Origin of the sequence: Brevibacterium sp. UCMA 11752, assembly GCF_021532235.1 — a bacterium.
In the GTDB taxonomy this organism is placed as follows: Bacteria; Actinomycetota; Actinomycetes; order Actinomycetales; family Brevibacteriaceae; genus Brevibacterium; species Brevibacterium antiquum.
In genome coordinates, this window is the sequence record NZ_JACBOS010000003.1 from 3,631,348 (window position 1) to 3,656,742 (window position 25,395).

A 25,395-nucleotide genomic window follows, 5' to 3' on the forward strand; every position below is an offset into this window, starting at 1 on the left:
CCAACACTACGGTCACGGGGTGACCGCGGTCAGCTTAAAAAAATCATGTTCACACACGCTGGCGTCACCACCCCGGCGAGGGGGCCGTGACTTGTGTGTGAACATGTGATTGTCTTACCAGAAATAATGTTTCTGGCATCACTATCTGTTCAAACAAATACGCTATTGGATTCTCAAACCACACACACTCACCCGTCACCACACACCATCAAACATGGCGGCGTACACCGGGGGTGTCAGTTTCAATTGTGTACTTTCTGCCTTGCGGCCCGCCGTACCAGCGGATATCCACTCTACAGTGTTGTTTGGACCTTCGCAACTTGAAGTTCATCTTCAATTTGCCGGGATCAAACCTGGTCAGAGTGACCGTTGCCGTTCCTTGCGGGCTGGCAACTCGGTACACACTACACACATCTGGCGGGGTGTGCAAAACGAGTGGATTCTGCCGCATACACCTCATGATGCTGACCCGTTCGACTCTCCCGCAGCGGCGGGTCAAGTCTTCGCGGCGACCGCTGTGCCGCAGGAGCCGAACCGTAGATCTTCCGCGGTTTCGCGCGACCCTGCAGTTGCCGGTCAACCGACTGGAGTGATGAGTTCTGGGCCGTCGTTGCGAACGTTGCCCACGCTCTTGCCCACCTGATGTCGCGTCACGCTCGCGGGGTCGACTTGCGAGAGTGTCGTTTCCAAGAGTGGGGGGACCTCGGCACTCGGCACCGCTGGATCGATCCATTCATCGACACCCCCACGGTTGAGGAAGACCGGCATCCGATGGTGAACATCACGCAGATGTCCCGCCGCTTCCATCGTCAGGATCGTCGTCGACACCAACCAGGATTGATCAGGCTGCTTCCAGAACTCGAACAGGCCGGCCATGAACAGCGGGTCATCACCAGCTGCTGACATCATCCACGGCTGCTTTCCGTCCTCTGTTGTCTCCCACTCGTAATAGCCGGGAATCGGAAGAGCGCAACGACGCCTCTTGATGGACTGTCTGAACATCGGCTTTTCGAGGACGGTCTCCGAACGGGCATTGAAAGCCTTGAAGCCGATCTTCGTGTCCTTCGCCCATCCCGGGACCAGCCCCCACGAAGCGGTCTCCAGTCGACGTGTCAGCTGTCCTTCATCATCGAGTCGTTCGACGACGATCGGCACGAATGACCCCGGCGGCACGTTGTATCTGGGCGTGTAGTCGTAGGAGATGACGTCAAGACGGAGCTCATCGGCGAGATCTGCCGGATCGAGGGACATATTGAGTCGACCACACATGCGCTTATCTTCTCACTTCACTACACTGTCGACAATGGCGGCGGAAAAGACAGCAACGAGCAGACTCGACCCGATCGAGGAGTCCAGGAAACAGTGGCTCGCGCACGGTTGGAAAGATTCCACCGATGGCATGACGACTGTGATCTCTGTGATGAGAGTCCATCAGCTGTTCCTCGCCAAGGTCGATGCGGCCCTCAAACCATTTGCGCTGACGTTCTCACGGTATGAAGTCCTCACCCTTCTGTCCTTCACCAAGTCGGGGACACTGCCGATGTCGAAGATCTCTGCGCGTCTTCAGGTCCACGCCACATCGACGACGAATTCGGTCGATCGACTCGAGAAGGCCGGTCTCGTGAAGAGACGCAGCCACCCCGATGACCGTCGCACAACGCTCGTCGATCTCACCGAGACCGGTCGGGAACTCTCTTCACGCGCCACCGCCGCCCTCAATGACGAGGTCTTCAGCTCACCTGCGCTGGCCGGGACCGATCTCGGCGGGCTCCTCCCCCATCTCGAATCGCTTCGGTCCGAGCTCGAGGACCACGCCTGAGCCTGTCGCCCTTCTGCTGACCGACTCGTCGACGAACCGGCTGCGCGAAATTAGTTGGACGTCCAAGTAATTTCTCCGTATCGTGGTGAACGTCATCACGTATGCGACAAGCCTCAATCGTGAATAGCCCAAACCGTGGAGGAACCATGTCCCGCAGCACAGCAGCTGCCCTGCCGTTCGGTCTCACCGAAGAACAACAGACTATCTCCGGCATGGTGCGCGAATTCGCCGATTCCGAGATCGCACCGCATGCTCTGGAATGGGACGCCGACCACCACTTCCCCGTCGACGTCATCAAGAGGTCGGCCGACCTGGGCATGGGCGGAATCTACGTCAGCGAAGAAGCCGGGGGCACGGGGATGGGGCGCATGGATGCAGCCCTCATCTTCGAGGCCATGTCGACCGCCTGTCCCTCGGTCGCCGCATACATCTCCATCCACAACATGGTGGCGTGGATGATCGACAAGTACGGAGACGCCCCGCAGAAGGAGAAGTACCTCTCGAAGCTCGTCTCGATGGAACACCTCGGCAGCTACTGCCTCACCGAACCCAACGCCGGTTCCGACGCGGCCGCTCTGCGCACCTCGGCGAGGGAGGACGGTGACTCCTATGTCCTCAACGGCGTCAAGCAGTTTATCTCTGGCGCTGGCACCAGCGAAACGTACCTGGTGATGGCGCGTACCGGCCAGGACGGATCGCGCGGAATCTCCGCATTCATCCTCGAAAAGGGTATGGAGGGTCTCTCCTTCGGCCCCAACGAACAGAAGATGGGATGGCGAGCTCAGCCGACCCGACAGGTCATCATGGAAAACGTCCGCGTGCCGAAGGAGAATCTCCTTGGCAACCCCGGGCAGGGCTTCAAGATCGCCATGTCCGGCCTCGACGGCGGCCGGCTCAACATCGGCGCCTGCTCTCTGGGCGGCGGACAGGCCGCCCTGGAGAAGACCATCGCCTACATGGGCGAACGGCAGGCCTTCGGCGAGCAGCTCTCCGCTTTCCAAGCCCTGCGCTTCGACGTCGCAGAGATGCAGACGAAGCTCGAGGCAGCTCGTTCCCTCCTGTGGCGCGCCGCCAGCGCCTACGACGCGGGCGACCCGAACACCTCACTGCTCTCAGCAATGGCCAAGCTCACCGCGACCGACTCCGGCTTCGAGGTGGCCAACAAGGCACTCCAGTTGCACGGCGGCTACGGTTATCTGACAGAGTATGGAATTGAGAAGCTGGTGCGTGATCTGCGCGTCCACCAGATTCTGGAAGGCACCAACGAAATCATGCGCGTGATCATTTCGCGCAAGAGCACAGGAGTGGGCTGATATGACGACAGAGACCGCGGCACCGCCGACGGAAGCATCGGTGATCACCTCGATCACCAACGGAGTGGGCCGGATAGAGCTCAACAGGCCGAAGCTGATCAACGCGCTGAGCCAGGAAATGGTGGGTGCCATCGATGACGCTCTGAAGAGCTGGCGCGATGACGACACGATCAAGACCGTGCTGGTCACCGGACGCGGCGAACGCGGCCTGTGCGCCGGCGGCGACATCAAGGCCGTCTACAACGACATTGTGGCCGGCACCGATGAGAACGCCCGGTTCTGGAATCGCGAATACAAGATGAACCACGAGATCTCCGAATTCCCCAAGCCCTATGTCGTCATCATGAACGGCATCACCATGGGCGGCGGCGTCGGAATCTCCGGCCACGGCTCCCACCGCATCGTCACCGACTCCACCAAGATCGGGATGCCGGAGACCGGCATCGGACTGTTCCCCGACGTCGGCGGCACACATCTGCTGGCCAATGCGCCGGGCGAGCTCGGCACCCATCTGGCGCTGACAGGACTGCCGGTCGGAGCAGGAGCCGCGCTGGCCATGGGACTGGCCGACTACTACGTGCCCGACGCTGATGTGCCAGGACTCATCGCCGACCTCGAAGCAGGCGGCGACGTGGAAACGGTGATCAACCGCTACGCCGCCGATGCACCGGAGAACGAACTCGCCGAGGCAGCAGGCTGGATCGACGAATGCTATACCGGGGACCGGGCAGAGGACATCGTCGCGGCGCTGACCGCACATGAGAACCCTGATGCCAATGCCGCCGGGAAGCTGATCGGGACCAAGGCACCCACCTCGGTGAAGGTGACCCTGGCCGCCGTGCGCAAGGCCGGAGACATGTCCCTGGCCGAGGTCCTCGAACAGGACTACCGCGCAGCCGTTGCGCTGACGCGCCGCCCCGACCTCAAGGAGGGCATCCGGGCGCAGGTCATCGACAAGGACCGCAACCCGCAATGGTCCCCGTCCGCATTCGACGAGGTCAGCGACGAAAGCGTCAACGACATCCTCACCACCGATCACGAAGAGAAGGTGTTCGCATGAGCAACTACGAAACAATCCTCACATCCGTCGACCAGGGTGTTGCCACCATCACGCTCGATCGCCCGAAGGCTCTCAACGCGTTGAACATGCAGGTGCTCACCGACGTCACCGACGCGGCCGCCGCATTCGATGCCGACGATGAGGTCAAGGCCATCATCATCACCGGCAGCGGCAAGGCCTTCGCCGCGGGCGCCGACATCAAGGAGATGTCCGATCTCGACTTCGCCACCGCGTTCAAGGCCGACTGGTTCGCCGGCTGGACCCGCCTGACTGACGTGCGCAAACCGGTCATCACCGCGGTCAACGGCTTCGCGCTCGGCGGCGGCTGTGAGCTGGCGATGATGGGCGACATCCTCATCGCGTCGACGAAAGCGAAGTTCGGCCAGCCCGAGATCAACCTCGGCGTCCTCCCCGGTATGGGCGGATCCCAGCGTCTGACTCGCGCAATCGGCAAGGCCAAGTCCATGGACATGTGCCTGACCGGACGCATGATGGACGCAGAGGAGGCCGAGCGCTCGGGCCTCGTCGCACGTATCGTCGAACCCGAGGAACTGCTTGCAACGGCCAACGAGATCGCACAGACGATCGCGTCGAAGTCCCGCATCGCCTCGGCGATGGTGAAAGAGGCGGTCAATACTGCATTCGAAACGACGCTCGAGCAGGGACTGCGCTACGAACGTCGTCTCTTCCACTCCTCCCTGGCCACGAACGACCAGTCCGAGGGAATGGCCGCATTCGTCGAGAAGCGGGACGCGAACTTCACGGATTCCTGATCCACCGCACGACGCAGCAGTCCGCACACGGCTGCACCGATGGCGCAGGCGAGGTGAACTCGTCTGCGCCATCGGCGTATTCGGTCACATGATCCCTTTTAACAATCGTTCAGTTAGAGTGGAAACGTTCATCCACCCAAAGGAGGCACAATGAATTCTTTCGCCAATATTCTCCCCCAGCTGCGGCTTCCGGTGCTCGGCTCCCCCATGTTCATCGCATCGGGCCCCGACCTGGTCAAGGCCCAGTGCCAAGCCGGCATCATCGGTTCCTTCCCCACCCTCAATGCCCGTCCGGCCTCGATGCTCACCGACTGGCTCGACGAGATCCGAGAGAGCAACGACGCGTTCACCGCAGCGAATCCCGATCGTCCGGCGGCACCGTTTGCCGTGAACCTCATCGTTCACCGCTCGAACAACCGTTTGGAAGCCGACCTCGCCGAGGTGGTCCGCCACCAGGTGCCCATCGTGATCACGTCGTTGGGCGCACGTGAAGAGGTCAACGAGGCCGTGCACTCCTACGGCGGAATCGTCCTCCATGACGTCATCAACAACAAGTTCGCGAACAAAGCCGTGGAGAAGGGCGCCGACGGCGTCATCGCCGTGGCCGCCGGTGCCGGTGGACATGCCGGAGCGCTCTCCCCATTCGCGCTGGTCCAGGAGATCCGATCCTGGTTCGACGGTCCGCTGCTGCTCTCAGGCGCAATTGCACACGGCCGCTCGGTCCTCGCAGCACTGGCCGCCGGCGCCGACTGCGCCTATGTGGGCTCGGCCTTCCTGTCGACGGCAGAGGCCAACGTCACCGACGACTACAAGCAGATGATCGTCGACTCCGCTGCCGAGGACGTCGTCTACTCCAGCTACTTCACCGGAGTCAAGGGCAACTACCTGCGCGGTTCGATCACTGCCTCGGGACTCGACCCCGACGATCTTCCCGAGGCCGACCCGACGAAGATGGACTTCGGCACGAAGGAAGGGTCGGACTCGAAGGCGTGGAAGGACATCTGGGGCTCGGGTCAGGGCATCGGCGTGCTCCACGAGAAAAGCACCGCTGCCGAACTCGTCGACAGTCTTGCCGCGCAGTTCGAGGCCGCGAAGACAGAGCTCGACGCTCGCCTGAATACGGCTGTCGGCGTCGGCTGAGCCGCACCGAACTCTCAGATCGTGGAGATGATGCCCCGTTCGGTCAGGCGCGAAGACAGACCTGCACCGTCCGGGGCATAGATCCACGGCACGCCCTGGCCGCGACCGTGGCGCTTCGAACGACCACCTGCCCAGACCGCTTCCCCGACGGTGAGCTGCCGGATCGCGACTGCGGCGACATTGTCGGGGTGGTTGTCGACGAACTCTCCGTAGACCTCTTCGTCCTTCTGACCGTCGTCGCCGATCAGCAGCCATTTCATCCACGGGAACTCACGCGACAGGCGCTCCAGAGAGTTGCGTTTGTGCTCCTTACCCGAACGGAAGACGCGAGTCGTCGTCGGCCCCCAATCGGTGAGCAGCAGAGGCCCCATCGGGTAGAGGTTGCGAGAGAGGAACCTCTTGATCGTCAGGGCCGAATTCCACGCTCCCGTCGACAGATAGACCATCGGAGAATTCGGGCGCATATAGGTGATCCGGTCATAGAGCACAGCCATTCCCGCCACAGGCGACCTGGCATGCTCGCTGAGGACGAAGGTGTTCCACGCGGCAAGAAATGGTCGCGGCAGTGAGGTGACCATGACCGTGTCATCGATATCGGAGATGATGCCGAACGTCGTGTCCTCGCCGATGATCCGCACGGCAGCGGAATCGACGAGCGAGCCATCGGTCCACAGTTCGATCTCCGTCTCACCGGGCTGAAAGTCACCAGGAATGACAGTGTCGATGATGCCGCCCCTATCAGCGGTGACCATGTGCTCTTCGTCATTGACGCGGACCCAGGCCGTGTCGTTGGGCAGAGGCACACTGACGAAGGACTTCCATCCCCGAATGCTCGCCTGCACGTCCGCCGCAGGCTGACCGGTCGGGGTCAGGACCAAACGTCCGAGCACTCTCACCCACCCGGTGCCGCCATAGGTGTCATAGGCGATGACTGTGCGCTGATAGGTGTGATCGGTGGCGCGGTTCTGCAGCCAGCTGTTGAGCCGGTCTTCCATCCGTGCCGCGGTGTGCAGCATGTCCGGGGTGAGGTTCAGCGGTCCCTCTTCGGGCTTCTTCTTCGCCACGGTTCTTCCTTCACACTCATCGCACGTCAGGTCGGATCGGGTTGCAGTCGGCTCAGACGAAGCCGACCTTGTCATAGACCTCTCGCAGGGTCACCTCGGCGATCTCATTGGCCTTCGCCGCACCCGAATCGAGGATGGCCTGGAGCTGCGCCCGGTCCTGCAGGAGCTCATTGGTGCGCTCTCGCACAGGGGTGAGGGCTTCGACGGCGATCTCTGCCAGATCGACCTTGAGGTGACCGTACATCTTGCCCTCGTACTCTGCGACGATGTCATCGACCGACCGCGAGGTCAGGGAGGAGTAGATCGTGAGCAGGTTCGAGACTCCGGGCTTGGACTCCGGGTCGTAGGCGATCTCCTTGCCATCGTCGGTGACGGCGGACTTGATCTTCTTCGTCAGTGACTTTGCGTCGTCGAGGAGGTCGATGCGGCCCAGCGGGCTGGGCAGGGACTTCGACATCTTCGACGAGGGGTTCTGCAGGTCGTAGATCTTCGCGGTGGCCTTGAGGATCTGCGCCTCAGGAACGACGAAGGTCTCTCCGAACCGATAGTTGAAGCGTTCGGCCAAGTTTCTGGTCAGCTCGAGATGCTGGCGCTGATCCTCGCCGACGGGCACCATCTGCGGGTTGTAGAGGAGGATGTCGGCGGCCATCAGCGCTGGGTAGGTGAGCAGACCCAGGGACACATGATCCTGCTTGGCCGACTTGTCCTTGAACTGCGTCATCCGGCTCGCCTCGCCCATCGACGTGGTGCATTCGAGGACCCATGACAGCTGCGGGTGTGCCGGGACCTGCGACTGGACGAAGATCGTCGACTTCTCCGGATCGATACCCGCCGCAATGAACTGCGCAGCAGTGCGCAGGGTGCGCTCACGCAGGTCGCTGGGGTCCTGTTCGACGGTGATCGCGTGCATGTTCGCGATGAAGTAGAAGGCATCGTGTGACTCCTGATGCACCACGAACTGCTGCAGAGCTCCGATGTAGTTACCCAGGTGCAGTGAATCAGAGGTGGCCTGGATGCCGGAAACGGTGCGTGGCAGAGAAGAAGTCATCATAGGACCATAATGCCACTTCAACCCCGCGTCATCGCAGACCACCCCGTGCGAGCCGAGGACTCGGGTGACCTCAGCCACCTCCGCACCCCCGGCAAACGGTATAGTGACGATGCAGATCACATGATTCATCGAGGTATCTCACATGGTTCGGTCAACAGTCTTGTTCGGCCGGTGACCGTTGGTCATGGGCAATGAAGATTCGGTGCGAAGTCATCGAGCTCAACGAGGAGGAAATCTTGTCGGTCGAATACGTCAGAACCGAAGAAGGGCTGCCACCGGTGGCTGTGGTCGAGAAACCACGGTGGACTCCGGTGAAGATCGTCATCTGGGTGGTCATCGCGTTGGTCGCGGCCGCCGGATGGGCCATGGTTGCGTTCGTGCGCGGAGAGGAGATGTCGGCCAGCTGGTTCGTCGCCGCTGCCGTGGGCAGCTACCTCATCGCGTTCCGCTTCTATGCCAAGTTCATCGAATGGAAGATCTGCCGCCCTGACCCGAAACGGGCCACGCCTGCAGAGCTCAATGACAATGGACGCGACTTCGCACCCACCGACCGCCGAGTGCTCTTCGGCCACCACTTCGCCGCCATCTCTGGTGCCGGGCCACTGGTCGGACCGATCCTGGCCGCGCAGATGGGCTACCTGCCCGGAACTCTGTGGATCGTTCTCGGCGTCATCGTCGCCGGCGGCGTCCAGGACTATCTGGTGCTGTTCTTCTCGATGCGCCGCAACGGCCGCTCGCTGGGTCAGATGACTCGCGATGAGCTTGGTCGCACAGGCGGAATCATCGCCTCGCTGGGCATCATCCTCATCATGGTGATCCTCATCGCCGTCCTCGGCGTCGTCATCATCAACGCACTGGCCGAGAGCCCCTGGGGTGTCTTCTCGATCGCCATGACGATTCCCATCGCCGTGTTCATGGGCATCTACATGCGCTACCTGCGTCCGGGCAAGGTCGTCGAGGTCTCCGTCATCGGCATCGTCCTCCTGATCCTGGCCATCGTGGCAGGCGGCTGGGTTCACAACTCGCCCGTGTGGTCGGAGTTCTTCCACCTCGACAAGGTGACACTGGCCTGGTGCCTGATGATCTATGGCTTCCTCGCCGCTGTGCTGCCGGTCTGGGTCCTGCTGGCACCGCGTGACTACCTGTCGACCTTCATGAAGATCGGCACCATCATCCTCTTGGCTGTCGGCATCCTCATCGTCAACCCGAGTGTGCAGATGCCGGCTGTGACCGAGTTCGCCTTCAACTCCGAGGGCCCTGCCTTCGCCGGAGCTCTGTTCCCGTTCCTCTTCATCACCATCGCCTGCGGGGCCCTATCGGGATTCCACGCGCTCATCTCCTCGGGCACCACGCCCAAGCTGATCGAGAAGGAATCCCAGGCCCGCCTCATCGGCTACGGCGGAATGCTCATGGAGTCCTTCGTCGCCATCATGGCTCTGGTGGCCGCAATCTGCCTCGACAAGGGTCTGTACTTCGCGATGAACGCCGCCGAACCGCTCACGGGTGGAACAGCGCAGGGCGCCTCGGACTTCATCAACAACTCACTGGGCATGTCCGGCGTTGCGACGAGTCCCGAGGTGCTCGAACAGGCAGCCAAGGACGTCGGCGAAGAGAGCATCGTCTCCCGCACCGGTGGCGCCCCGACCTTGGCGATGGGCATGGCGCACATCCTCCACAACATCTTCGGCGGTCCCGCGTGGATGTCGTTCTGGTACCACTTCGCGGTCATGTTCGAGGCTCTGTTCATCCTCACCACGATCGATGCCGGCACCCGCGTCGCCCGCTTCATGCTCAGTGACGCCCTCGGCAACTTCTCGAAGAAGTTCCGGGATCCTTCGTGGACCCCGGGCGCATGGCTGACGACGGCGATCATGGTCGCGGCTTGGGGGTCGATCCTGCTGATGGGAGTCACCGACCCTCTCGGCGGCATCAACACGCTGTTCCCGCTCTTCGGCATCTCCAACCAGCTGTTGGCCGCCATTGCGCTGGCGGTGATATTCGCCATCGTGTGCAAGATGGGTCTGGCCCGCTGGGCATGGATCCCCGGCATACCGCTCGTGTGGGACCTCGTGGTCACCATGGCCGCGTCCTGGCAGAAGATCTTCTCATCCGATCCCGTCCTCGGCTACTGGGCTCAGCACTTCGCCTACAAGGACGCCTTGGCCGCCGGGGAGACCTCCTTGGGCAACACCGAAGGCGTGGCGGCGATGAATGCCGTCGTCCGCAACACCTTCGTCCAGGGCACTCTCTCCATCGTCTTCGCACTGCTCGTTGCCATGGTCGTCATCATGGCCGTGTGGAAGTCCATCGAAGCCATCAGGAAGGGATCGCTGCCCACCTCCCAGGAGCCCTACACGGAGACCAAGATATTTGCGCCGGCAGGTCTCATCGCACGGAAGGCCGAACGCGAGGTCCAGGCCCAGTGGGACGAGCGTTCCCCGCACAGACGACCGTGACCGTGTTCCATGTGCCGTGACAGCGGCACGGAAAGGAGAGACACCATGACCAGTGCAAGCACACATCCGCTCGAGCGTCTCGTGAAGGACCCATGGGGATCGCTTCGCCGAGGCGCGGCAGGACTCCTGTGGTACCTCAAGGAGGTCATGGGCGAGAACGCCTACATCCATTACATGGAGTCCTACGAGCGCCGCCACGGCACTCGCGAGGGCGCCATGGGAGAGAAGGAGTTCTGGCGTGACCTCACCGATGAGCAGGACCGCAATCCGAAGGTTCGATGCTGCTGAGGTTCAGCGCCGATGAGCCCTGAATGAGGCCCGGGTCTGTGTGGAGACTCCTCCGCACAGACCCGGGCCTCTTCGCGTGACAGGAAGCTGCCCGATTTCCCTGCCGGAAGACCATGGTCGACAATTGTCATGTGCGCAAATGGCTGTTTCTGATGGGTGCCATCTTCGCCGAGGTGACCGGCACCCTGGCGCTGAAGGGAGCTCTTGACTCCCCCGCCCTCTATATCCTCGTCGGCCTCGGCTATGCCGCAGCGTTCGTCTTCCTCAGCCTCACCCTCCGCGTCGGTATGCCGCTGGGCATCGCCTACGGAATCTGGGGCGCAGCGGGAGTCGCACTCACCGCGATCCTCTCCCTCGTCCTCTTCGCTGAACCGCTCACACCCGTCATGATCACAGGAATCGTCTTCATCATGGCCGGCGTCATCCTCGTCGAGGTCGGCAACCGCGAAGACGACGCGCATCAGACTGTCCCGAACGCGCCGCAGACCGAGACAGACCCACCGCAGACCGGGCCGGGAGGCGAGTCATGATCATCGGATGGATTCTGCTCGCCATCGCAATCGTCCTCGAGGTCGCGGCCACGATCTGTCTGCGGATGGCATCGGTCGGCGGCAGCAGATGGTGGTACACGGGAGTCGCCGCTGGATACCTCGTCTCATTCAGCCTGCTCAGCCTGACGCTGCGCACAGGCATCCCCTTGGGCGTGGCCTACGGAATGTGGGCCGCCACCGGGGTGGCTCTGACGGCATTGGCCGGCCGCGCGCTGTTCAAGGAGAAGCTGACGCGGAAGATGCTCTTCGGCATCGGTCTCATCCTCATCGGCGTGCTGCTCATCGAACTCGGCTCCTCGCACACCTAGACGACCAGCTCGCACACCTTGACGACCAGTCTGCGGCCTACTTCGGTGCGGGGAGATCGTAGTCGATGACGAGCGGTGCGTGATCGGACCAGCGTTCGGCCCAGCTGTCAGCCTTGTCGACCGTGGCCTTGACTGCCGCCTGGGCAAGTTCCGGTGTCGCCATCTGATAGTCGATGCGCCACCCGGCGTTGTTGTCGAACGCCTGTCCGCGCATGGACCACCAGGTGTAGGGGCCGTCGACATCGCCGCTGAGCTTCCGGTGTACGTCGACGAAGCCGACATCGCCGAAGAAGCCGTCGAAGTACGCGCGCTCCTCGGGCAGGAATCCCGCCTTCTTGCGGTTGGCCTTCCAGTTCTTCAGGTCGCGTTCGGTGTGGCAGACGTTGAGGTCACCGGTGACCAGCACGTGGTCGGCGTGCTCTGCGAGTTCGGGCAGGCGCACGGTCATTCGGTCGAGGAAGCGGTACTTGTCCTCCTGTTTGGGGGTGTCCACCTCACCGGAATGGACGTAGGCCGATACGAGAGTCAGCAGCGACCCGTCACCGAGACGGTAGTCCGTTTCCACCCACCGGCCGGCGCGGTCGAAGTACCCGTCCGCACCGAGTCCTTCGCGTACCTCGGCCGGCTCCGTGCGTGCCATGACGGCGACTCCGGCGCGTCCCTTCGCCTCGGCGTCGTGGCTGATCGTGGTGTACTCGGTGTCCTCGAGCACTTTGAGGGCGATGTCGTTGGCGGCCCGGACTTCCTGCAGTGTGATGAAGTCGGGTTTCGCACTGTCCACCCAGGTGGGCATCCCCTTTCTCCATGCTGCTCGAACTCCGTTGACGTTGACTGATGCAATCCGAATCATGTGTTCTATCATGGCATGAGCGCACTACTCATACGGGCTTGGGCGTTATAGAGTGATGGAAAGAAACATATTTCAGGAGGCGTAATGGCTGTTGACGAGACTTTCGATTCTGAGCAGCTGAGCATCAGCCCGCTTGACGAAGTAGACGCCCGTGAGATGCGCGAGTTCCTGCTCGGTGCGCAGGAGAACTTCTGGGGAGACCGGGACCTGAGCGGCGATCACGATGCCTACTGGTTCCGCCAGTTCGTGACATCGGGACTGGTGGCCAGATACCGTTCGGAGATCGTCGGCTATCTGCTCGGCGTCATCCCCCATGATGGCCCTTCCTACATCCACCTGGTTGCCGCCCGATCGGATTTCCGACATAAGGGAATCGGTCGTCACCTGTACCAGCACTTCATCGAACACTCGCGAACCGTGGGAGTCTCATCGGTGCAGGCCACAACCATGCCGGATTCTTCCGCAGCGATCTCGTTCCATTCCTCACTCGGGTTCACCGGTGAACTCATCGAAGACTATGCGGGTGCCGGAGATCCGCGCGTGTTCTTCGAGCTCAAACTCCTCGAGGAGTGACGAACGCACTGGCCTGACCAGCGAACAGAGACCGGAACAGCAGAACTCAGACCGACGGCCTCCCACACACAGGTGTGGGAGGCCGTCGGTCTGAGAACGTGAACCGTTCAGGCGGCTGCGGCCGCCCGCTGAGCGACGTCGACGACGTTCTTCAGAAGCAGTGCCCGAGTCATGGGCCCGACTCCGCCGGGGTTCGGTGACACCCAAGCCGCCACCTCGGCGACTGCAGGGTCCACATCTCCCACGATCTTCGACTTCCCGGTCTCCGGGTCCTCTTCACGGGAGACTCCGACGTCGAGGACGATCGCTCCGGGCTTGACTGCCTCGGCGGTCACGATCCGAGCCGAGCCCGCAGCCGCGACGATGATGTCGGCCTGAGCCAACAGCTCGGGCAGATTCGTCGTTCCGGTGTGCGTCAGCGTCACCGTGGCGTTGTACTCGCGACGGGTCAGCAGCGCACCGATCGACCGACCGACGGTGACTCCGCGGCCGACGACCACCACGTGCTTGCCGGCGAGTTCGATCCCATTGCGCGCCATCAGCTCGATGACACCGCGTGGGGTGCACGGCAGCGGAGTGGTGATCTCCCTGTTGACGTTGAGCATGAGCCGACCGAGGTTGGTCGGATGCAGTCCGTCCGCGTCCTTGGCCGGGTCGATGCGTTCGAGGACCGTGTCCGTGTCGATGTGCTTCGGCAGCGGCAGCTGCACGATGTATCCGGTGCATTCGTCGTCGGCGTTGAGCTCGTCGATGACCGACAGGAGCTCGTCCTGGCTCACCGTCTCCGGAAGATCACGTCGGATGGAATGGATGCCCACCTCGGCGCAGTCACGGTGCTTTCCCGCCACATACCACTTCGATCCCGGATCCTCACCGACGAGGACCGTGGCCAAGCCGGGAACGATGCCCCGTTCGGCCAGGTCCGCGACGGCCGTCTTCAGCTCTTCCTTGATCTCCTTCGCACAGGCCTTGCCGTCAAGTATCTGTGCTGCCATCAGTACTGCTCCAGATCTTCGTAGAGGGGGAAGTTGTCGCTGAGTTTCTTGACCCGAGCGCTGAGTGCGTCGACGTTCGCACCGGGCTTCAGCGCCTCGGCGATGACGTCGGCGACCTCAGTGAATTCGGCATCGCCGAACCCGCGGGTGGCCAGAGCAGGGGTGCCGATACGCAGACCGGAGGTCACCATCGGCGGCCTGGGATCGAACGGAACGGCGTTGCGGTTCACGGTGATTCCGACTTCGTGCAGGACGTCTTCTGCCTGCTGTCCGTCCAGGGCCGAGTTGCGCAGGTCGACGAGGACCAGGTGGACGTCGGTTCCGCCGGTCAGGACCGTTGCACCGGCCTTGGCAACATCGTCGGCCAAGAGACGCTCAGCCAAGATCTGGGCTCCGCGTACGGTCCGTTCCTGGCGGGCTTTGAACTCTTCGGACGCGGCGAGCTTGAACGCCACTGCCTTAGCCGCGATCACATGCATCAACGGACCGCCCTGCTGTCCCGGGAAGACGGCGGAGTTCAGCTTCTTCGCGTACTCCTCCTTGCCGAGGATGAAGCCTGAGCGTGGACCGCCGATGGTCTTGTGCACCGTCGATGACACGACATCGGCGAAGGGCACCGGGTTGGGGTGCAGGCCGGCGGCGACAAGTCCGGCGAAGTGAGCCATGTCGACCCAGAGCTTCGCTCCGACTTCGTCGGCGATGTCGCGGAAGGCCTGGAAGTCGAGCTGGCGCGGGTAGGCGGACCAACCTGCGACGATGACCTCGGGGCGATGCTCGAGTGCTCGCTCACGCACCTTGTCCATATCGATGCGGTAGGTGTCGGGATCGACTTCATAGGAGGCGACGTCGTAGAGGCGTCCCGAGAAGTTGATCTTCATGCCATGGGTGAGGTGACCGCCGTGGGCCAGCGACAGGCCGAGCATCTTGTCACCGTGGCGGGCGAGGGCGTGCATCACGGCGGCGTTGGCCGAAGCACCTGAGTGTGACTGCACGTTCGCGTATTCGGCACCGAAGAGGCTCTTGGCCCGGTCGATGGCGAGAGTCTCAGCGACATCGACGTACTCGCAGCCACCGTAGTAGCGCTTCCCGGGGTAGCCCTCGGCGTACTTGTTCGTCAGCACGGATCCCTGTGCCTGCAGCACTGCGCGCGGCACGAAGTTCTCCGAGGCGATCATCTCGAGAGTCGAACGCTGACGGCCCAATTCCTGGTCGAGGACTTCCGCGATCTGTGGATCGATGTCTGCAAGCGAAGCCTGCATCGTGTTATCAGTCATGTATACACTCCTGTGGCATCCAAAGTGATGAGTGGGACACCGCGATCGGCTCCGCGAGCACCCGGAAACAATGCTAACAGCGAACCAGATCACACCGATGAGCCGTTCGTCATCCGGATGATGGGCCGGTTTCGGAGCACACCGGGTACGACCATTAGAATCGAGCGCATGAGTCGAGAATGGATCCTGCGAGTCACCTGCCCGGACGCAACCGGAATCGTGCATGCCGTGACCGGGGTCCTGGCCTCACTCGGTGCCAACATCACCGAGTCCCAGCAGTTCTCCTCCCCCGATTCCCTCCAGTTCTTCCTGCGTGTCCAGTTCGTCACGAACCACGATTCCGATGCCGGGGCCCTGGAGTCCTCCCTCGCCGAGGCGGCTCACCGTTTTGATATGACGATCAGCCTCCAGCCGGTGGAGAAGAAGACGAGAACTCTGGTCCTCGTGTCGAAGGCCGCGCACTGCCTCAATACTCTGCTGTTCCAGCAGAGCTCGAATCAGCTGCCCATCGATATCGTCGGTGTGGCCGGCAACCATGACTCCCTGCGGTCACTGGCCGAATTTCACGGCCACGACTTCCACCACATTCCGATCACTCGTGAGACCAAGGACGCTGCCGAGGCGCGTCTGAGCGGACTCGTCGATGAGCTCGACGTCGAGCTCATTGTCCTCGCGCGCTATATGCAGATCCTCTCCCCCGATCTCTGCGCCCGGTTGGAGGGCCGCGTCATCAACATCCATCACTCGTTCCTGCCCAGCTTCAAGGGCGCAAAGCCGTATCACCAGGCGCACGCCCGCGGAGTGAAGATCATCGGTGCCACGGCCCACTACGTCACCCCTGATCTCGACGAGGGGCCGATCATAGAGCAGGATGTCGCTCGCGTCGATCACAACCGCGACATCGCCGACTTCGTCCAGCGCGGTCAGGATGTCGAAGCAGCGGTACTGGCACGAGCAGTGGCCTGGCATGCGGAAGGACGGGTCCTCATGGACGGTCACCGCACGGTCGTCTTCAACTGATCTGAGCACCTCGGCGATCCTGAATAAGCCTTGACCATTCTCTTAGGCAATTCACACCCGTTGCGCAATCCGTTGTAGAGTCGCCCCGGTTTACAAAAGGAGACGACTTAATAATGACGGAAACCACTTTCCGCACAATTGCAATCGTCCTGTACTTTGCAGGAATGCTGGCCATCGGCTGGTTCGCGTACCGCAAAACCAAGAACAGCTTCGACGACTACATGCTGGCTGGCCGCGGGCTGCGCCCCAGCGTTGCGGCACTGAGCGCCGGAGCATCTGACATGTCGGGCTGGCTGCTCTTGGGACTGCCCGGAGCCATCTATGTGGGTGGGCTGGTCGAAGCCTGGATGGCTGTGGGCCTGACCGTCGGGGCCTGGGTGAACTGGAAGTTCGTGGCCCCTCGTCTGCGTGCATTCACGGAGAAGGCCGGCGATTCGATTACCATTCCCAGCTTCTTCGAACAGCGGCTGAAGGACAACACACGCCTGCTGCGCATCGTCTGCGGTGTCATCATTCTCGTATTCTTCACCTTCTACGTGTCCTCGGGCATGGTCGCTGCCGGGAAGTTCTTCGAATCGAGCTTCGGGCTGAACTATATGGCCGGAATGCTCCTCGTCGCGGCCATCACCATGATCTACACGCTCTTCGGCGGATTCCTCGGCGCCACACTCACCGACGTCGCCCAAGGTCTGCTGATGTTCGTGGCGCTCATCGCGGTGCCGGTCGTCGCCGTGTTCAATGCCGGCGGACCGGCAACCGTCATCTCCAACGTCAAGGAGATCAACCCCAGCCTACTCAATGTCCTCGGCAGCGGGCCGTTCTGGGCCGGCGGCACTTACCTGGCTGTGATCTCCGCTCTCGCGTGGGGCCTGGGCTACTTCGGCCAGCCGCACATCATCGTGAGGTTCATGGCCCTGCGGACCCCGGCCGATGCCAAGGTTGCTCGCCGGATCGGTGTGAGCTGGATGGGAATCTCGGCTCTCGGTGCCGTTGCCACCGCGATCGTCGGGATCTCATACTTCTCCGATCACGCCAACATGGAGCCGGCCGACCCGGAGACGGTTTTCCTGGATCTCGCACAGATCCTGTTCCACCCGTTCATCGCAGGTCTCGTTCTGGCGGCTGTGCTCGCGGCGATCATGTCGACGATCTCATCGCAGCTCGTCGTCACGTCTTCAGCACTCATCGAGGATCTCTACAAGATCGTGGCGCTGCGTACTGGTTCCAAGCGCACTCTGCAGGACAAGACCTATGTTCTGCTCGGACGCCTCGGCATCCTCGTCATCGCTGTCATCGCCGTTCTGTTGGCGATCAAGCCGTCGAACAGCATCCTCGACCTGGTGGCGTTCGCCTGGGCCGGCTTCGGCGCTTCGTTCGGGCCGATCGTGTTGCTGACCCTGTTCTGGAAGAAGCTCAGCAACTGGGGCGCACTCTTCGGCCTCATCTCCGGTGCGGCTGTCGCGTTCATCTGGGGGCAGCTCGGCACCCCGCTGACCGAGCAGATCTACGAGATCATCCCAGGCTTCGCCATCAACCTCATTGTGGCGGTCGTGGTCAGCAAGTTCACGTACAAGCCCGATGCGGATACAGACCGCGAATTCGACGAGTCTGTCGAGCTCTCGCGCGTGCAGTGAGGGCCAGCGGCTCGCCTGACGGCCACACGGTCGTCGGGCGAGCTGAGCCCGCCGGCTTCATAGCGCCCTACACTCAGCGGCTGTTCCTCCACCACTACCGGGAGGAACAGCCGCTGAGTCGTTCCTGACCGACTTACGAGTACGACATGCTGCTGACGGGGCGTGGCTGAGGATCCTCTTGTGCGACGTACGCGACCACTCTCCTGTGAATGCACTTCAGGCGGGCACCCATCGGGTGCCCGCCTGAGATGTTGCGACTGAAGAGCCTTACTTGGTCTCTTCGGCGCTTTCGTCGGTTGCCTCTTCAGCGACCTCTTCGGTTGCGGCCGAGTCGGCTGCTTCCTCGGTGGTCTCTGCAGGAGCCTCTTCGACGACCTCTTCGGTCTCGTTCTCGGCGGCTGCGGTCCCGGTAGCCTGCTCGGCTTCCTTCACAGTTGCCTGCTTCGGCGAGTAGGGCTCGAGAACCAGTTCGATGACGGCCATGGGCGCATTGTCACCGGCACGGGGACCGATCTTGGTGATACGTGTGTATCCACCGGGACGATCGGCCATCGTTTCGGCGATCGAGGTGAACAGCTCGTGCACGATCGACTTGTCGCCGATCTTACCGAGCACGCGACGACGGGCGGCGAGGTCGCCCTTCTTGGCGTGAGTGATCATGCGCTCCGCCACCGGACGCAGGCGCTTGGCCTTGGTCACGGTCGTGGTGATCTTCTTGTGCTCGAACAGGGCCGCAGCCATGTTGTTGAGCATCATGCGCTCGTGTGTTGGGGAGCCTCCGAGACGAGGACCCTTGGTTGGGGTTGGCATAGTGTCTTACTCCTAGGTCTTAATCAGTACTGTTCGTCTTCGACGTAGGACTGGTCCTCATCAACGAGACCGGGCTCGAACCCGGCGGGACTGTCCTTGAGGCTCAGACCCAGCTCGTTGAGCTTGGCCTTCACTTCGTCGATCGACTTCGAACCAAAGTTGCGGATATCCATCAGATCGGCTTCGCTGCGAGCAACGAGTTCGCCGACGGTGTGGATTCCTTCGCGCTTGAGGCAGTTGTAGGAGCGCACGGTCAGATCGAGATCCTCGATGGCCAGTGCCAGATCGGCAGCCAGAGCTGCGTCAACAGGCGAGGGTCCGATCTCGATGCCTTCGGCTTCGACGTTGAGTTCCCGAGCCAGGCCGAAGAGTTCGACCAGTGTCTTACCCGCAGATGCAATCGCATCGCGTGGGGTCATCGACGGCTTGGTCTCAATGTCGAGGACCAGGCGATCAAAGTCGGTGCGCTGCTCAACACGAGTAGCCTCGACCTTGTAGGTGACCTTGAGAACCGGCGAGTAGATCGAGTCAACGGGGACCCGACCGATCTCTGCATCCGCGTTCTTGTTCTGAGCGCTCGAAACGTAACCGCGTCCACGTTCGATGGTCAGCTCCATGTCCAGACGGCCTTCACCATTCAACGTGGCGATATGCAGATCTGGGTTATGGATCTCGACTCCGGCAGGAGCAGAGACATCGGCGGCAGTCACGGTGCCGGGGCCCTGCTTGCGCAGGTAGGCAACGACCGGTTCATCGAATTCCGAGGACACGACCAGGGACTTCAGGTTGAGGATGAACTCAGTGACATCCTCCTTGACTCCTGGAACGGTGCTGAACTCGTGGAGCACACCGTCGATCCGGATGGATGTGACGGCGGCACCTGGAATCGACGACAGCAGGGTACGACGAAGTGAGTTGCCGAGGGTGTAGCCGAATCCTGGCTCGAGTGGTTCGATGGCGAACCGTGAGCGATTCTCGGAGACGACTTCTTCCGTGAGCGTTGGGCGCTGTGCAATGAGCACGTGGGCTTCCTTTCAGCGAACATCCGCTATATGACGTTCGCACTGCACGTCATGGACTAAAGCCATGAAGAACGGTTCGGTTTATCGTGGAATCCGTTCTGCGACTGATGCCGGGGCTTGCCCCGTCATCGGTCGCAGATACACGGAAGGATCAGCCGCGGCGGCGCTTGGTGGGACGGCAGCCGTTGAACGGAACTGGAGTGACATCCTGAATGGTGCCCAGTTCCAGACCGGCGGCCTGCAGCGAACGGATCGCGGTTTCGCGTCCTGAACCTGGTCCTTTGACGAAGACGTCGACCTTCTTGAGGCCGTGCTCCTGTGCGCGACGGGCAGCGGATTCCGCGGCCATCTGTGCGGCGTAAGGGGTCGACTTACGCGAACCCTTGAAGCCGACCTCACCTGAGGAGGCCCAGGAGATGACAGCACCGGTCGGATCAGTGATCGACACGATGGTGTTGTTGAACGTTGACTTGATGTGTGCCTGGCCGGCAACGATATTCTTCTTGAGCTTGCGGCGAGGCTTGCGCACTGTAGCGGCGCGTGACTTGGGAGGCATGTGTTTTACTCCTGATCGAGGTGGCTGATGCTGGTCAACCGGGTGAGCATATTACTTCTTCTTACCGGCCACGGTGCGCTTCGGTCCCTTGCGGGTACGCGCATTCGTCTTGGTCCGCTGTCCGCGAACCGGCAGACCGCGGCGGTGACGCAGGCCTTCGTAGCTTCCGATCTCCACCTTGCGGCGAATGTCGGCAGCAACCTCACGTCGGAGGTCGCCCTCAACCTGGAATGTGCCCTCGATGAAGTCACGCAGCTGGACGAGCTCGGCATCGCTCAAGTCCTTCACACGGGTATCAGGGCTGATTCCCGTTTCCGTCAGGGTCTGGCGCGCACGGGTGCGGCCCACACCGTAGATATAAGTCAAGGCGACTTCCACGCGCTTTTCACGCGGGATGTCGACTCCGGCAAGTCGTGCCATAGGTACTATCTCCTGTTGTAGTTCCGGAGGTGCTGATGCAGACCTGTCCTTGGTGTCCCAAGGTCCTCGGCCCCCGACCGAAGGTATCGTCCTGACACCGCCCTATAGGCGGTGCAGATGGCGAGGTCTGCGCGGGTGTGGTGCTGCTGAAGCCCCTTACGGGTGCCTCTGTCTGCTCGAAGAGCTGCTCAACCCTGGCGCTGTTTGTGACGCGGGTTGGAGCAGATGACGATGACCCGGCCGTGACGGCGGGTAATCTGGCAATTCTCGCAGATCTTCTTGACGCTTGGCTTAACCTTCATGGTTTTTCCTTCTTCCGACCCTTACCCCTGCGCAGGGGCGGGTACGAATGATCGAAGATCCTTACTTGTAGCGGTAAACGATTCGCCCACGCGAAAGATCGTATGGAGACAGCTCCACGATGACCCGGTCCTCAGGGAGAATTCGAATGTAGTGCTGTCGCATTTTTCCTGAGATATGCGCAAGCACCCTATGCCCATTGCTCAGCTCAACCCGGAACGATGCGTTCGGGAGGGCTTCGACAACGGCGCCTTCGATCTCAATGACCCCTTCTTTTTTGGCCATATCGTTCGCTAACCTCGTATTCCCGCGAAAACTTCGCGTTCGACGTAATCGTGTATCGTCGATTTACCCCGACGACCCCATGGTCCGTGGCCCACCTCACCACATGAAAAGTTGCGGATGGCAAATGCCGCCCACAACTGAAAAAGGGTGAGTTGAGTGAGAACAGACCAATCAACAACCCTACACTATGGCCGAAGATTCTTCCACACGGTGCTGGCTTACGGGAGTGAAGTCCCTTACAATCATTCTCTCCCTCGCCGAGGCGGTCCCAGGCTCAGGTCGTGTGTCGAGTTCCGTACCCGGCTCGGATGCTCACGATGACGGCTATCGCGAGCACGAGGAAGCCCATCAGGGTGATCGATGCGAATCCGCCGAAGGCCAGCAGCGGTCCGGACAGTGCCGCCAACGCGGCGGCCCCGAAGTTCATTCCTGCGTCTGAGAGTCCCTGCACCGACATACGATGCGCGGGATCGATCTCTTTGGTCAGCAGGGTGGATCCGGCGATGAGGCATGCGCTCCACCCCAGGCCCAACACGAACAGGGCCACCGACAATCGGATGAACGACGACTCGCCGAGAGCATCGATGAATCCGAGGACCAAGGACACGGCGAACAGTACGTGGCCGAGGAGAATCACTCGACCGGCGGAATATCTGTCGGTCAGGTAGCCGAAGACCGGGGACAGTCCGTACATGCCGAGGATATGGCCGCCGATCGTAATGCCGATCAGTTCCAGGCCGAGCCCGTGGTGGTCCATGTGAAGCGGTGTCATCACCATTGTCGCCACCATGATCATGTGCCCGGTGACCACGGACAGCAGACCCATGAGCGCGCTCGGGGAACGCCTGATGGCCTGCCAGGTGCCACCTCGGCGAGGGGATGTCGAGGACTCATCTCGTGTGACGGGTGTGAGTCGGCGCAGAAAGAGGACGCTGATCAGGGCAAGAGCGAAGCCTGCGATCGCGATGACGAACGGACCCGACAATGGGTCGAGATTCAGGGCTCGGCCGAGCCCGGCACCGGGTCCTGAGAGGTTGGGTCCGATGACGGATCCGATCGTCGTGGCCCAGACGACCACGGACATCGCTGAGCCTTTGAGATGGTCGGGAGCCGTATCCGTGGCCGCATAGCGGCCCTGCAGCCCCGCGGCCGTCGCCGCTCCGAAGCAGCCCATGCCGATGAAGAAGGCGATGTCGATGCCGAACAGGATCGCGGCCACGATGAGAATGGCACCGCAGAGCGCGATCGCGTAGGCGCTGGCCAATGCCAGGCGCCGGCTTCTGCGTTCAGCCAGCTTCGCCAGCGGAACCGCAAGCAGTCCGGCGCCGAGGATGGACGCCGTCTGCGCGAATCCGGCGAGCTCCGTGCGTCCGGTCAGACGCTCCGCCAGGATCCCGCCGACGGCGAACCCTGTGGCGATGCCGACGCCGGAGAACAGCTGCGCCAGGCTCAGAGCCCATTGATTCCGGCGGAATACCGACTGCGGCTGTGCAGACATCGCGACCACCGCCTCTCAATTGTTTCAATGACCGGGTCCGGGTCCAGTCGCACGGTCCACTGTAGTCCGTGACCGTGCATGTCAGAGCGGACCGCGCACGCGGGGGTTCCCCTGCTAGCGTGAAACCGGACAGTCTCGCAACCGCCAACGAAGGAGCATCACGTGCAGGACCTGGATTCGATCTCGGAAGACTCACTCATCGCCAAAGGCGGACGCAAGTGGTCAAGCTTCCCGGGCAGCCTCGGCGCGTTCATCGCAGAGATGGACTTCGGTGTCGCACCAGGCGTGCGCCAGGCTCTGCGCGAGGTCGATGAGCGTGATCTCTTCGGCTATGCACCGCAGTCGATCGTCTCCGACCTCAAATCGGCCACCTCGGCGTTCTGCGCCGAACGCTACGGCTGGCAGTTCCCGGAGCAGCATGTCGAGCTCGCCAGCGATGTCATCGCAAGCTTCCTGGGCATCCTCACTCACCTGACCCCGGCCGGCACCCCGATCGTCCTTCCGACGCCCGCCTACATGCCCTTCTTCGATGTCGCCGCGGTGACAGGTCGAGAGCTCATCGAGGTGCCGATGATCCGGTCCGAGACAGGGTGGTCCGTCGACCTCGATGCAGTCGATGCCGCGCTGGTGCCCGGGGCCACCCTGGTTCTGTGCAATCCCCATAATCCGATCGGGAAGGTGTACACGGAGAGCGAGCTTCTGGAGCTCGCCGAGGTGGTCGAGCGCAACGATGCACGTGTGTTCTCCGACGAGATTCACGCGCCCCTCGTCTACGAACCGGCCCGTCACATTCCCTATGCCAGCCTCAATGAGACCACTGCGTCCCATACTGCGACGGCAACGGCCGCGTCCAAGGCGTTCAACATTCCCGGACTCAAATGCGCGCAACTCATCTTCACCAGTGCAGATGACCGCGCGATCTGGGCGAAGAAGGGCAACTTCGTCTCGGGGGCGGCTTCGAACCCCGGCATCCTGGCCACGACAGCGGCGTACACCCAGTCAGGTGACTGGCTGGCCGAGATCACCGCTTATCTCAAGGGCAATCGTGAGCTTCTGACCGACCTCCTGGCCACCCATCTGCCCAATGCCACATTCCTCCCGCCCGAGGGCACGTACCTGGCGTGGTTGGATCTGCGAGGATACGGACTCGACACCGGTCTATCCGAACATTTCAATTCCCAGGCCCACGTCGCGATCACCGAGGGGCGCCTGTGTGGTGAAATAGGCGCAGGTCATATCCGATTCAACTTCGCACTTCCGCGCCCTCTGCTCACCGAAGCGATCGAGCGCATCGCGGCCGCGCTCTGACCGAGCACAGTGGCCTGAACCGGCACAGTGCTCGGAGTCAGCACAGTGCTCCCATCGGACACAGTCGGCTCAGCTGTTCGGCAGCCACTCGATAAGGTCGAAGGATGAACTCGAACCAGCACACTCCAGGATCTGCTGGTCGAATCTCAGGTAGTACTCCAGGTTGCAGCGGTCCATGAGAGTGCGGAAGCGCAGGGCAGGCTGGTCGGATCCGACCAGCTCCGATGGAAGTATCGGATGCGTCATGACTGCTCGTGCGACCTGGAAATAGATGTCGAAGAACTTCACCAACGGCATCTCTGGGAGTCCACCACCCGGTTGGCTGCCATCCTGGCTCAGTGCAGCCAGCTCGCTCTCAAGCGGTGGAAGCTCAAGAGTCGCGGACTCTACGTCGAAGGCTCGCGCAGTCATTCGTTTCGCGGAAGCCATATCCGCAGGTTCGATCGTCGCGTATTCGCACCAGCCCGGTTCGACGACTGCCGGCAGCTGAGCCGACAGTGCGTCTGAGAGATCTGCAAAGGACAGAAGCAGTCCAGGGCGCAGCTGGCGGTACCCGAGCATTCTGCTCACGTACTGGAACCGGTCACGCTGCATCCGCGCTGACTCGGGAATCGAGTACATCACACAGTGGAACCGACCCTCAAAAGTCGGTTCCTCGCGGTCACCCGCGATGTCCATGAAGCCGGAGCGTATGCGCGGACTCAATCGATAGATGGAGACTCGTCCGAGTCTCTCGCTGGTCAGAATGTTGCGCTGAACCATCCGCACCAGCTGATTGTGCACGCTCGAGGACGAATAGCCGTGTTCGGCCAGGACACCGACGATCACGGGCCCGGGCAGACCCTGAGCGCGCAGACAGCCGAAGGCGGAGATGACGTCGAAGGCGATGCGGGTCAGACGATACCGATCGCCCACATCTTCCCGACGTTTCGTGTGATCGTGGACACCCGTCATGCCCAGATCCTAACGTGAAAGCGCAAGGATCCTGTCGAGCAGGCCGGAAAGACGGTCAGGAGTACGAGGAGCA

The 25,395-nt window shown here is 61.8% G+C and carries 27 protein-coding genes; 13 read left to right on the forward strand and 14 right to left on the reverse strand.

The window, feature by feature from the left end; translation table 11 throughout:
• Positions 1-576: 576 nt before the first annotated feature.
• Positions 577-1,251 carry an SOS response-associated peptidase gene (locus HU144_RS16270; protein WP_232488775.1) on the reverse strand — a complete coding sequence of 225 codons (675 nt, stop codon included), beginning with the start codon at positions 1,249-1,251 and terminating at the stop codon, positions 577-579.
• A gap of 52 nt (positions 1,252-1,303) precedes the next feature.
• Here HU144_RS16270 and HU144_RS16275 point away from each other — a divergent pair, with 52 nt between their 5' ends.
• The 5 genes from HU144_RS16275 to HU144_RS16295 all read left to right on the forward strand — a co-directional run bounded on the left by HU144_RS16275 (position 1,304) and on the right by HU144_RS16295 (position 6,105).
• Entirely contained in the window at positions 1,304-1,819 is a 516-nt protein-coding gene (locus HU144_RS16275; RefSeq protein ID WP_235352214.1) for a MarR family winged helix-turn-helix transcriptional regulator, read from the forward strand.
• Positions 1,820-1,965: 146 nt separating this feature from the next.
• On the forward strand, positions 1,966-3,132 hold the full coding sequence (locus HU144_RS16280) for an acyl-CoA dehydrogenase family protein (RefSeq protein WP_235352215.1): 1,167 nt from the start codon (positions 1,966-1,968) through the stop codon (positions 3,130-3,132).
• Between the two features lies 1 nt (position 3,133).
• Positions 3,134-4,192, forward strand: a complete 1,059-nt coding sequence (locus HU144_RS16285) for an enoyl-CoA hydratase/isomerase family protein (protein WP_235352216.1) — start codon at positions 3,134-3,136, stop codon at positions 4,190-4,192.
• Positions 4,189-4,965: an enoyl-CoA hydratase gene (locus HU144_RS16290; protein WP_235352217.1), complete on the forward strand. Its 777-nt coding sequence runs from the start codon at positions 4,189-4,191 to the stop codon at positions 4,963-4,965. The genes HU144_RS16285 and HU144_RS16290 overlap by 4 nt, the downstream gene beginning before the upstream one ends.
• A gap of 150 nt (positions 4,966-5,115) precedes the next feature.
• The gene (locus HU144_RS16295; RefSeq protein WP_235352218.1) at positions 5,116-6,105 is read left to right on the forward strand and encodes an NAD(P)H-dependent flavin oxidoreductase; all 990 of its coding nucleotides are present in this window, start codon (positions 5,116-5,118) and stop codon (positions 6,103-6,105) included.
• Between the two features lie 14 nt (positions 6,106-6,119).
• Here the strand turns inward: HU144_RS16295 and HU144_RS16300 are convergent, their stop codons facing one another.
• Positions 6,120-7,169: an App1 family protein gene (locus HU144_RS16300; RefSeq protein ID WP_235352219.1), complete on the reverse strand. Its 1,050-nt coding sequence runs from the start codon at positions 7,167-7,169 to the stop codon at positions 6,120-6,122.
• A 52-nt stretch (positions 7,170-7,221) separates the two neighbouring features.
• On the reverse strand, positions 7,222-8,220 hold the full coding sequence (trpS, locus tag HU144_RS16305; protein ID WP_235352220.1) for a tryptophan--tRNA ligase: 999 nt from the start codon (positions 8,218-8,220) through the stop codon (positions 7,222-7,224).
• A 236-nt stretch (positions 8,221-8,456) separates the two neighbouring features.
• Between trpS and HU144_RS16310 the strand changes: the two genes are divergently transcribed.
• From HU144_RS16310 to HU144_RS16325, 4 genes are all read left to right on the forward strand, one after another.
• Positions 8,457-10,676, forward strand: a complete 2,220-nt coding sequence (locus tag HU144_RS16310) for a carbon starvation CstA family protein (protein ID WP_235352221.1) — start codon at positions 8,457-8,459, stop codon at positions 10,674-10,676.
• Positions 10,677-10,721: 45 nt separating this feature from the next.
• The gene (locus HU144_RS16315) at positions 10,722-10,964 is read left to right on the forward strand and encodes a CstA-like transporter-associated (seleno)protein (RefSeq protein WP_198398417.1); all 243 of its coding nucleotides are present in this window, start codon (positions 10,722-10,724) and stop codon (positions 10,962-10,964) included.
• A 131-nt stretch (positions 10,965-11,095) separates the two neighbouring features.
• Positions 11,096-11,494: a DMT family transporter gene (locus HU144_RS16320; protein WP_235352222.1), complete on the forward strand. Its 399-nt coding sequence runs from the start codon at positions 11,096-11,098 to the stop codon at positions 11,492-11,494.
• Positions 11,491-11,823, forward strand: a complete 333-nt coding sequence (locus HU144_RS16325) for a DMT family transporter (protein ID WP_268825949.1) — start codon at positions 11,491-11,493, stop codon at positions 11,821-11,823. The genes HU144_RS16320 and HU144_RS16325 overlap by 4 nt, the downstream gene beginning before the upstream one ends.
• Before the next feature lie 37 nt (positions 11,824-11,860).
• On the opposite strand, the gene HU144_RS16330 is transcribed toward HU144_RS16325, so the two are convergent.
• Complete coding sequence (locus HU144_RS16330) at positions 11,861-12,673, reverse strand: exodeoxyribonuclease III (RefSeq protein ID WP_198398419.1); 813 nt, start codon at positions 12,671-12,673, stop codon at positions 11,861-11,863.
• Between the two features lie 84 nt (positions 12,674-12,757).
• On the opposite strand from HU144_RS16330, the gene HU144_RS16335 reads away from it, so the two are divergent.
• A complete protein-coding gene (locus HU144_RS16335) occupies positions 12,758-13,246 on the forward strand; it encodes a GNAT family N-acetyltransferase (protein ID WP_198398420.1) in 489 nt (162 codons plus the stop codon).
• Between the two features lie 107 nt (positions 13,247-13,353).
• Here HU144_RS16335 and HU144_RS16340 read toward each other — a convergent pair whose 3' ends face one another.
• Positions 13,354-14,241 carry a bifunctional methylenetetrahydrofolate dehydrogenase/methenyltetrahydrofolate cyclohydrolase gene (locus HU144_RS16340; RefSeq protein WP_235352223.1) on the reverse strand — a complete coding sequence of 296 codons (888 nt, stop codon included), beginning with the start codon at positions 14,239-14,241 and terminating at the stop codon, positions 13,354-13,356.
• On the reverse strand, positions 14,241-15,515 hold the full coding sequence (gene glyA, locus HU144_RS16345; RefSeq protein ID WP_328284305.1) for a serine hydroxymethyltransferase: 1,275 nt from the start codon (positions 15,513-15,515) through the stop codon (positions 14,241-14,243). The genes HU144_RS16340 and glyA overlap by 1 nt, the downstream gene beginning before the upstream one ends.
• Positions 15,516-15,683: 168 nt before the next feature.
• Here glyA and purU point away from each other — a divergent pair, with 168 nt between their 5' ends.
• Together purU and putP are read left to right on the forward strand one after the other, a co-directional pair.
• Entirely contained in the window at positions 15,684-16,535 is an 852-nt protein-coding gene (purU, locus tag HU144_RS16350; RefSeq protein ID WP_235352224.1) for a formyltetrahydrofolate deformylase, read from the forward strand.
• Positions 16,536-16,648: 113 nt separating this feature from the next.
• Positions 16,649-18,169: a sodium/proline symporter PutP gene (putP, locus tag HU144_RS16355; RefSeq protein ID WP_235352225.1), complete on the forward strand. Its 1,521-nt coding sequence runs from the start codon at positions 16,649-16,651 to the stop codon at positions 18,167-18,169.
• Between the two features lie 267 nt (positions 18,170-18,436).
• Here the strand turns inward: putP and rplQ are convergent, their stop codons facing one another.
• The 7 genes from rplQ to HU144_RS16390 all read right to left on the reverse strand — a co-directional run bounded on the left by rplQ (position 18,437) and on the right by HU144_RS16390 (position 23,060).
• Complete coding sequence (gene rplQ, locus HU144_RS16360; RefSeq protein ID WP_235352226.1) at positions 18,437-18,979, reverse strand: 50S ribosomal protein L17; 543 nt, start codon at positions 18,977-18,979, stop codon at positions 18,437-18,439.
• 23 nt (positions 18,980-19,002) lie between these two features.
• Entirely contained in the window at positions 19,003-20,001 is a 999-nt protein-coding gene (locus tag HU144_RS16365) for a DNA-directed RNA polymerase subunit alpha (RefSeq protein WP_143921942.1), read from the reverse strand.
• Positions 20,002-20,152: 151 nt separating this feature from the next.
• The gene (gene rpsK / locus HU144_RS16370; RefSeq protein ID WP_009884958.1) at positions 20,153-20,557 is read right to left on the reverse strand and encodes a 30S ribosomal protein S11; all 405 of its coding nucleotides are present in this window, start codon (positions 20,555-20,557) and stop codon (positions 20,153-20,155) included.
• A gap of 51 nt (positions 20,558-20,608) precedes the next feature.
• On the reverse strand, positions 20,609-20,977 hold the full coding sequence (gene rpsM, locus HU144_RS16375; protein ID WP_092102951.1) for a 30S ribosomal protein S13: 369 nt from the start codon (positions 20,975-20,977) through the stop codon (positions 20,609-20,611).
• 188 nt (positions 20,978-21,165) lie between these two features.
• Positions 21,166-21,279 carry a 50S ribosomal protein L36 gene (rpmJ, locus tag HU144_RS16380; protein WP_009884960.1) on the reverse strand — a complete coding sequence of 38 codons (114 nt, stop codon included), beginning with the start codon at positions 21,277-21,279 and terminating at the stop codon, positions 21,166-21,168.
• Positions 21,280-21,340: 61 nt separating this feature from the next.
• On the reverse strand, positions 21,341-21,562 hold the full coding sequence (infA, locus tag HU144_RS16385; RefSeq protein ID WP_101574514.1) for a translation initiation factor IF-1: 222 nt from the start codon (positions 21,560-21,562) through the stop codon (positions 21,341-21,343).
• Positions 21,563-21,836: 274 nt separating this feature from the next.
• Positions 21,837-23,060 carry an MFS transporter gene (locus tag HU144_RS16390; RefSeq protein WP_235352227.1) on the reverse strand — a complete coding sequence of 408 codons (1,224 nt, stop codon included), beginning with the start codon at positions 23,058-23,060 and terminating at the stop codon, positions 21,837-21,839.
• Positions 23,061-23,222: 162 nt separating this feature from the next.
• Here HU144_RS16390 and HU144_RS16395 point away from each other — a divergent pair, with 162 nt between their 5' ends.
• Positions 23,223-24,368, forward strand: a complete 1,146-nt coding sequence (locus tag HU144_RS16395) for a MalY/PatB family protein (RefSeq protein WP_235352228.1) — start codon at positions 23,223-23,225, stop codon at positions 24,366-24,368.
• A 69-nt stretch (positions 24,369-24,437) separates the two neighbouring features.
• On the opposite strand, the gene HU144_RS16400 is transcribed toward HU144_RS16395, so the two are convergent.
• Complete coding sequence (locus HU144_RS16400) at positions 24,438-25,322, reverse strand: PaaX family transcriptional regulator (protein WP_235352229.1); 885 nt, start codon at positions 25,320-25,322, stop codon at positions 24,438-24,440.
• Positions 25,323-25,395 lie beyond the last annotated feature (73 nt).

Bases quoted from the DNA above. Each gene is read 5' to 3' on its own strand.
- HU144_RS16270 (WP_232488775.1), bottom strand. From the start codon at position 1,251: ATGTCCCTCGATCCGGCAGATCTCGCCGATGAGCTCCGTCTTGACGTC.
- HU144_RS16275 (WP_235352214.1), top strand. From the start codon at position 1,304: ATGGCGGCGGAAAAGACAGCAACGAGCAGACTCGACCCGATCGAGGAG.
- HU144_RS16280 (WP_235352215.1), top strand. From the start codon at position 1,966: ATGTCCCGCAGCACAGCAGCTGCCCTGCCGTTCGGTCTCACCGAAGAA.
- HU144_RS16285 (WP_235352216.1), top strand. From the start codon at position 3,134: ATGACGACAGAGACCGCGGCACCGCCGACGGAAGCATCGGTGATCACC.
- HU144_RS16290 (WP_235352217.1), top strand. From the start codon at position 4,189: ATGAGCAACTACGAAACAATCCTCACATCCGTCGACCAGGGTGTTGCC.
- HU144_RS16295 (WP_235352218.1), top strand. From the start codon at position 5,116: ATGAATTCTTTCGCCAATATTCTCCCCCAGCTGCGGCTTCCGGTGCTC.
- trpS (WP_235352220.1), bottom strand. From the start codon at position 8,220: ATGATGACTTCTTCTCTGCCACGCACCGTTTCCGGCATCCAGGCCACC.
- HU144_RS16315 (WP_198398417.1), top strand. From the start codon at position 10,722: ATGACCAGTGCAAGCACACATCCGCTCGAGCGTCTCGTGAAGGACCCA.
- HU144_RS16325 (WP_268825949.1), top strand. From the start codon at position 11,491: ATGATCATCGGATGGATTCTGCTCGCCATCGCAATCGTCCTCGAGGTC.
- HU144_RS16330 (WP_198398419.1), bottom strand. From the start codon at position 12,673: ATGATTCGGATTGCATCAGTCAACGTCAACGGAGTTCGAGCAGCATGG.
- HU144_RS16335 (WP_198398420.1), top strand. From the start codon at position 12,758: ATGGCTGTTGACGAGACTTTCGATTCTGAGCAGCTGAGCATCAGCCCG.
- HU144_RS16340 (WP_235352223.1), bottom strand. From the start codon at position 14,241: ATGGCAGCACAGATACTTGACGGCAAGGCCTGTGCGAAGGAGATCAAG.
- glyA (WP_328284305.1), bottom strand. From the start codon at position 15,515: ATGACTGATAACACGATGCAGGCTTCGCTTGCAGACATCGATCCACAG.
- purU (WP_235352224.1), top strand. From the start codon at position 15,684: ATGAGTCGAGAATGGATCCTGCGAGTCACCTGCCCGGACGCAACCGGA.
- putP (WP_235352225.1), top strand. From the start codon at position 16,649: ATGACGGAAACCACTTTCCGCACAATTGCAATCGTCCTGTACTTTGCA.
- rplQ (WP_235352226.1), bottom strand. From the start codon at position 18,979: ATGCCAACCCCAACCAAGGGTCCTCGTCTCGGAGGCTCCCCAACACAC.
- rpsK (WP_009884958.1), bottom strand. From the start codon at position 20,557: ATGCCTCCCAAGTCACGCGCCGCTACAGTGCGCAAGCCTCGCCGCAAG.
- rpsM (WP_092102951.1), bottom strand. From the start codon at position 20,977: ATGGCACGACTTGCCGGAGTCGACATCCCGCGTGAAAAGCGCGTGGAA.
- rpmJ (WP_009884960.1), bottom strand. From the start codon at position 21,279: ATGAAGGTTAAGCCAAGCGTCAAGAAGATCTGCGAGAATTGCCAGATT.
- infA (WP_101574514.1), bottom strand. From the start codon at position 21,562: ATGGCCAAAAAAGAAGGGGTCATTGAGATCGAAGGCGCCGTTGTCGAA.
- HU144_RS16390 (WP_235352227.1), bottom strand. From the start codon at position 23,060: ATGTCTGCACAGCCGCAGTCGGTATTCCGCCGGAATCAATGGGCTCTG.
- HU144_RS16400 (WP_235352229.1), bottom strand. From the start codon at position 25,322: ATGACGGGTGTCCACGATCACACGAAACGTCGGGAAGATGTGGGCGAT.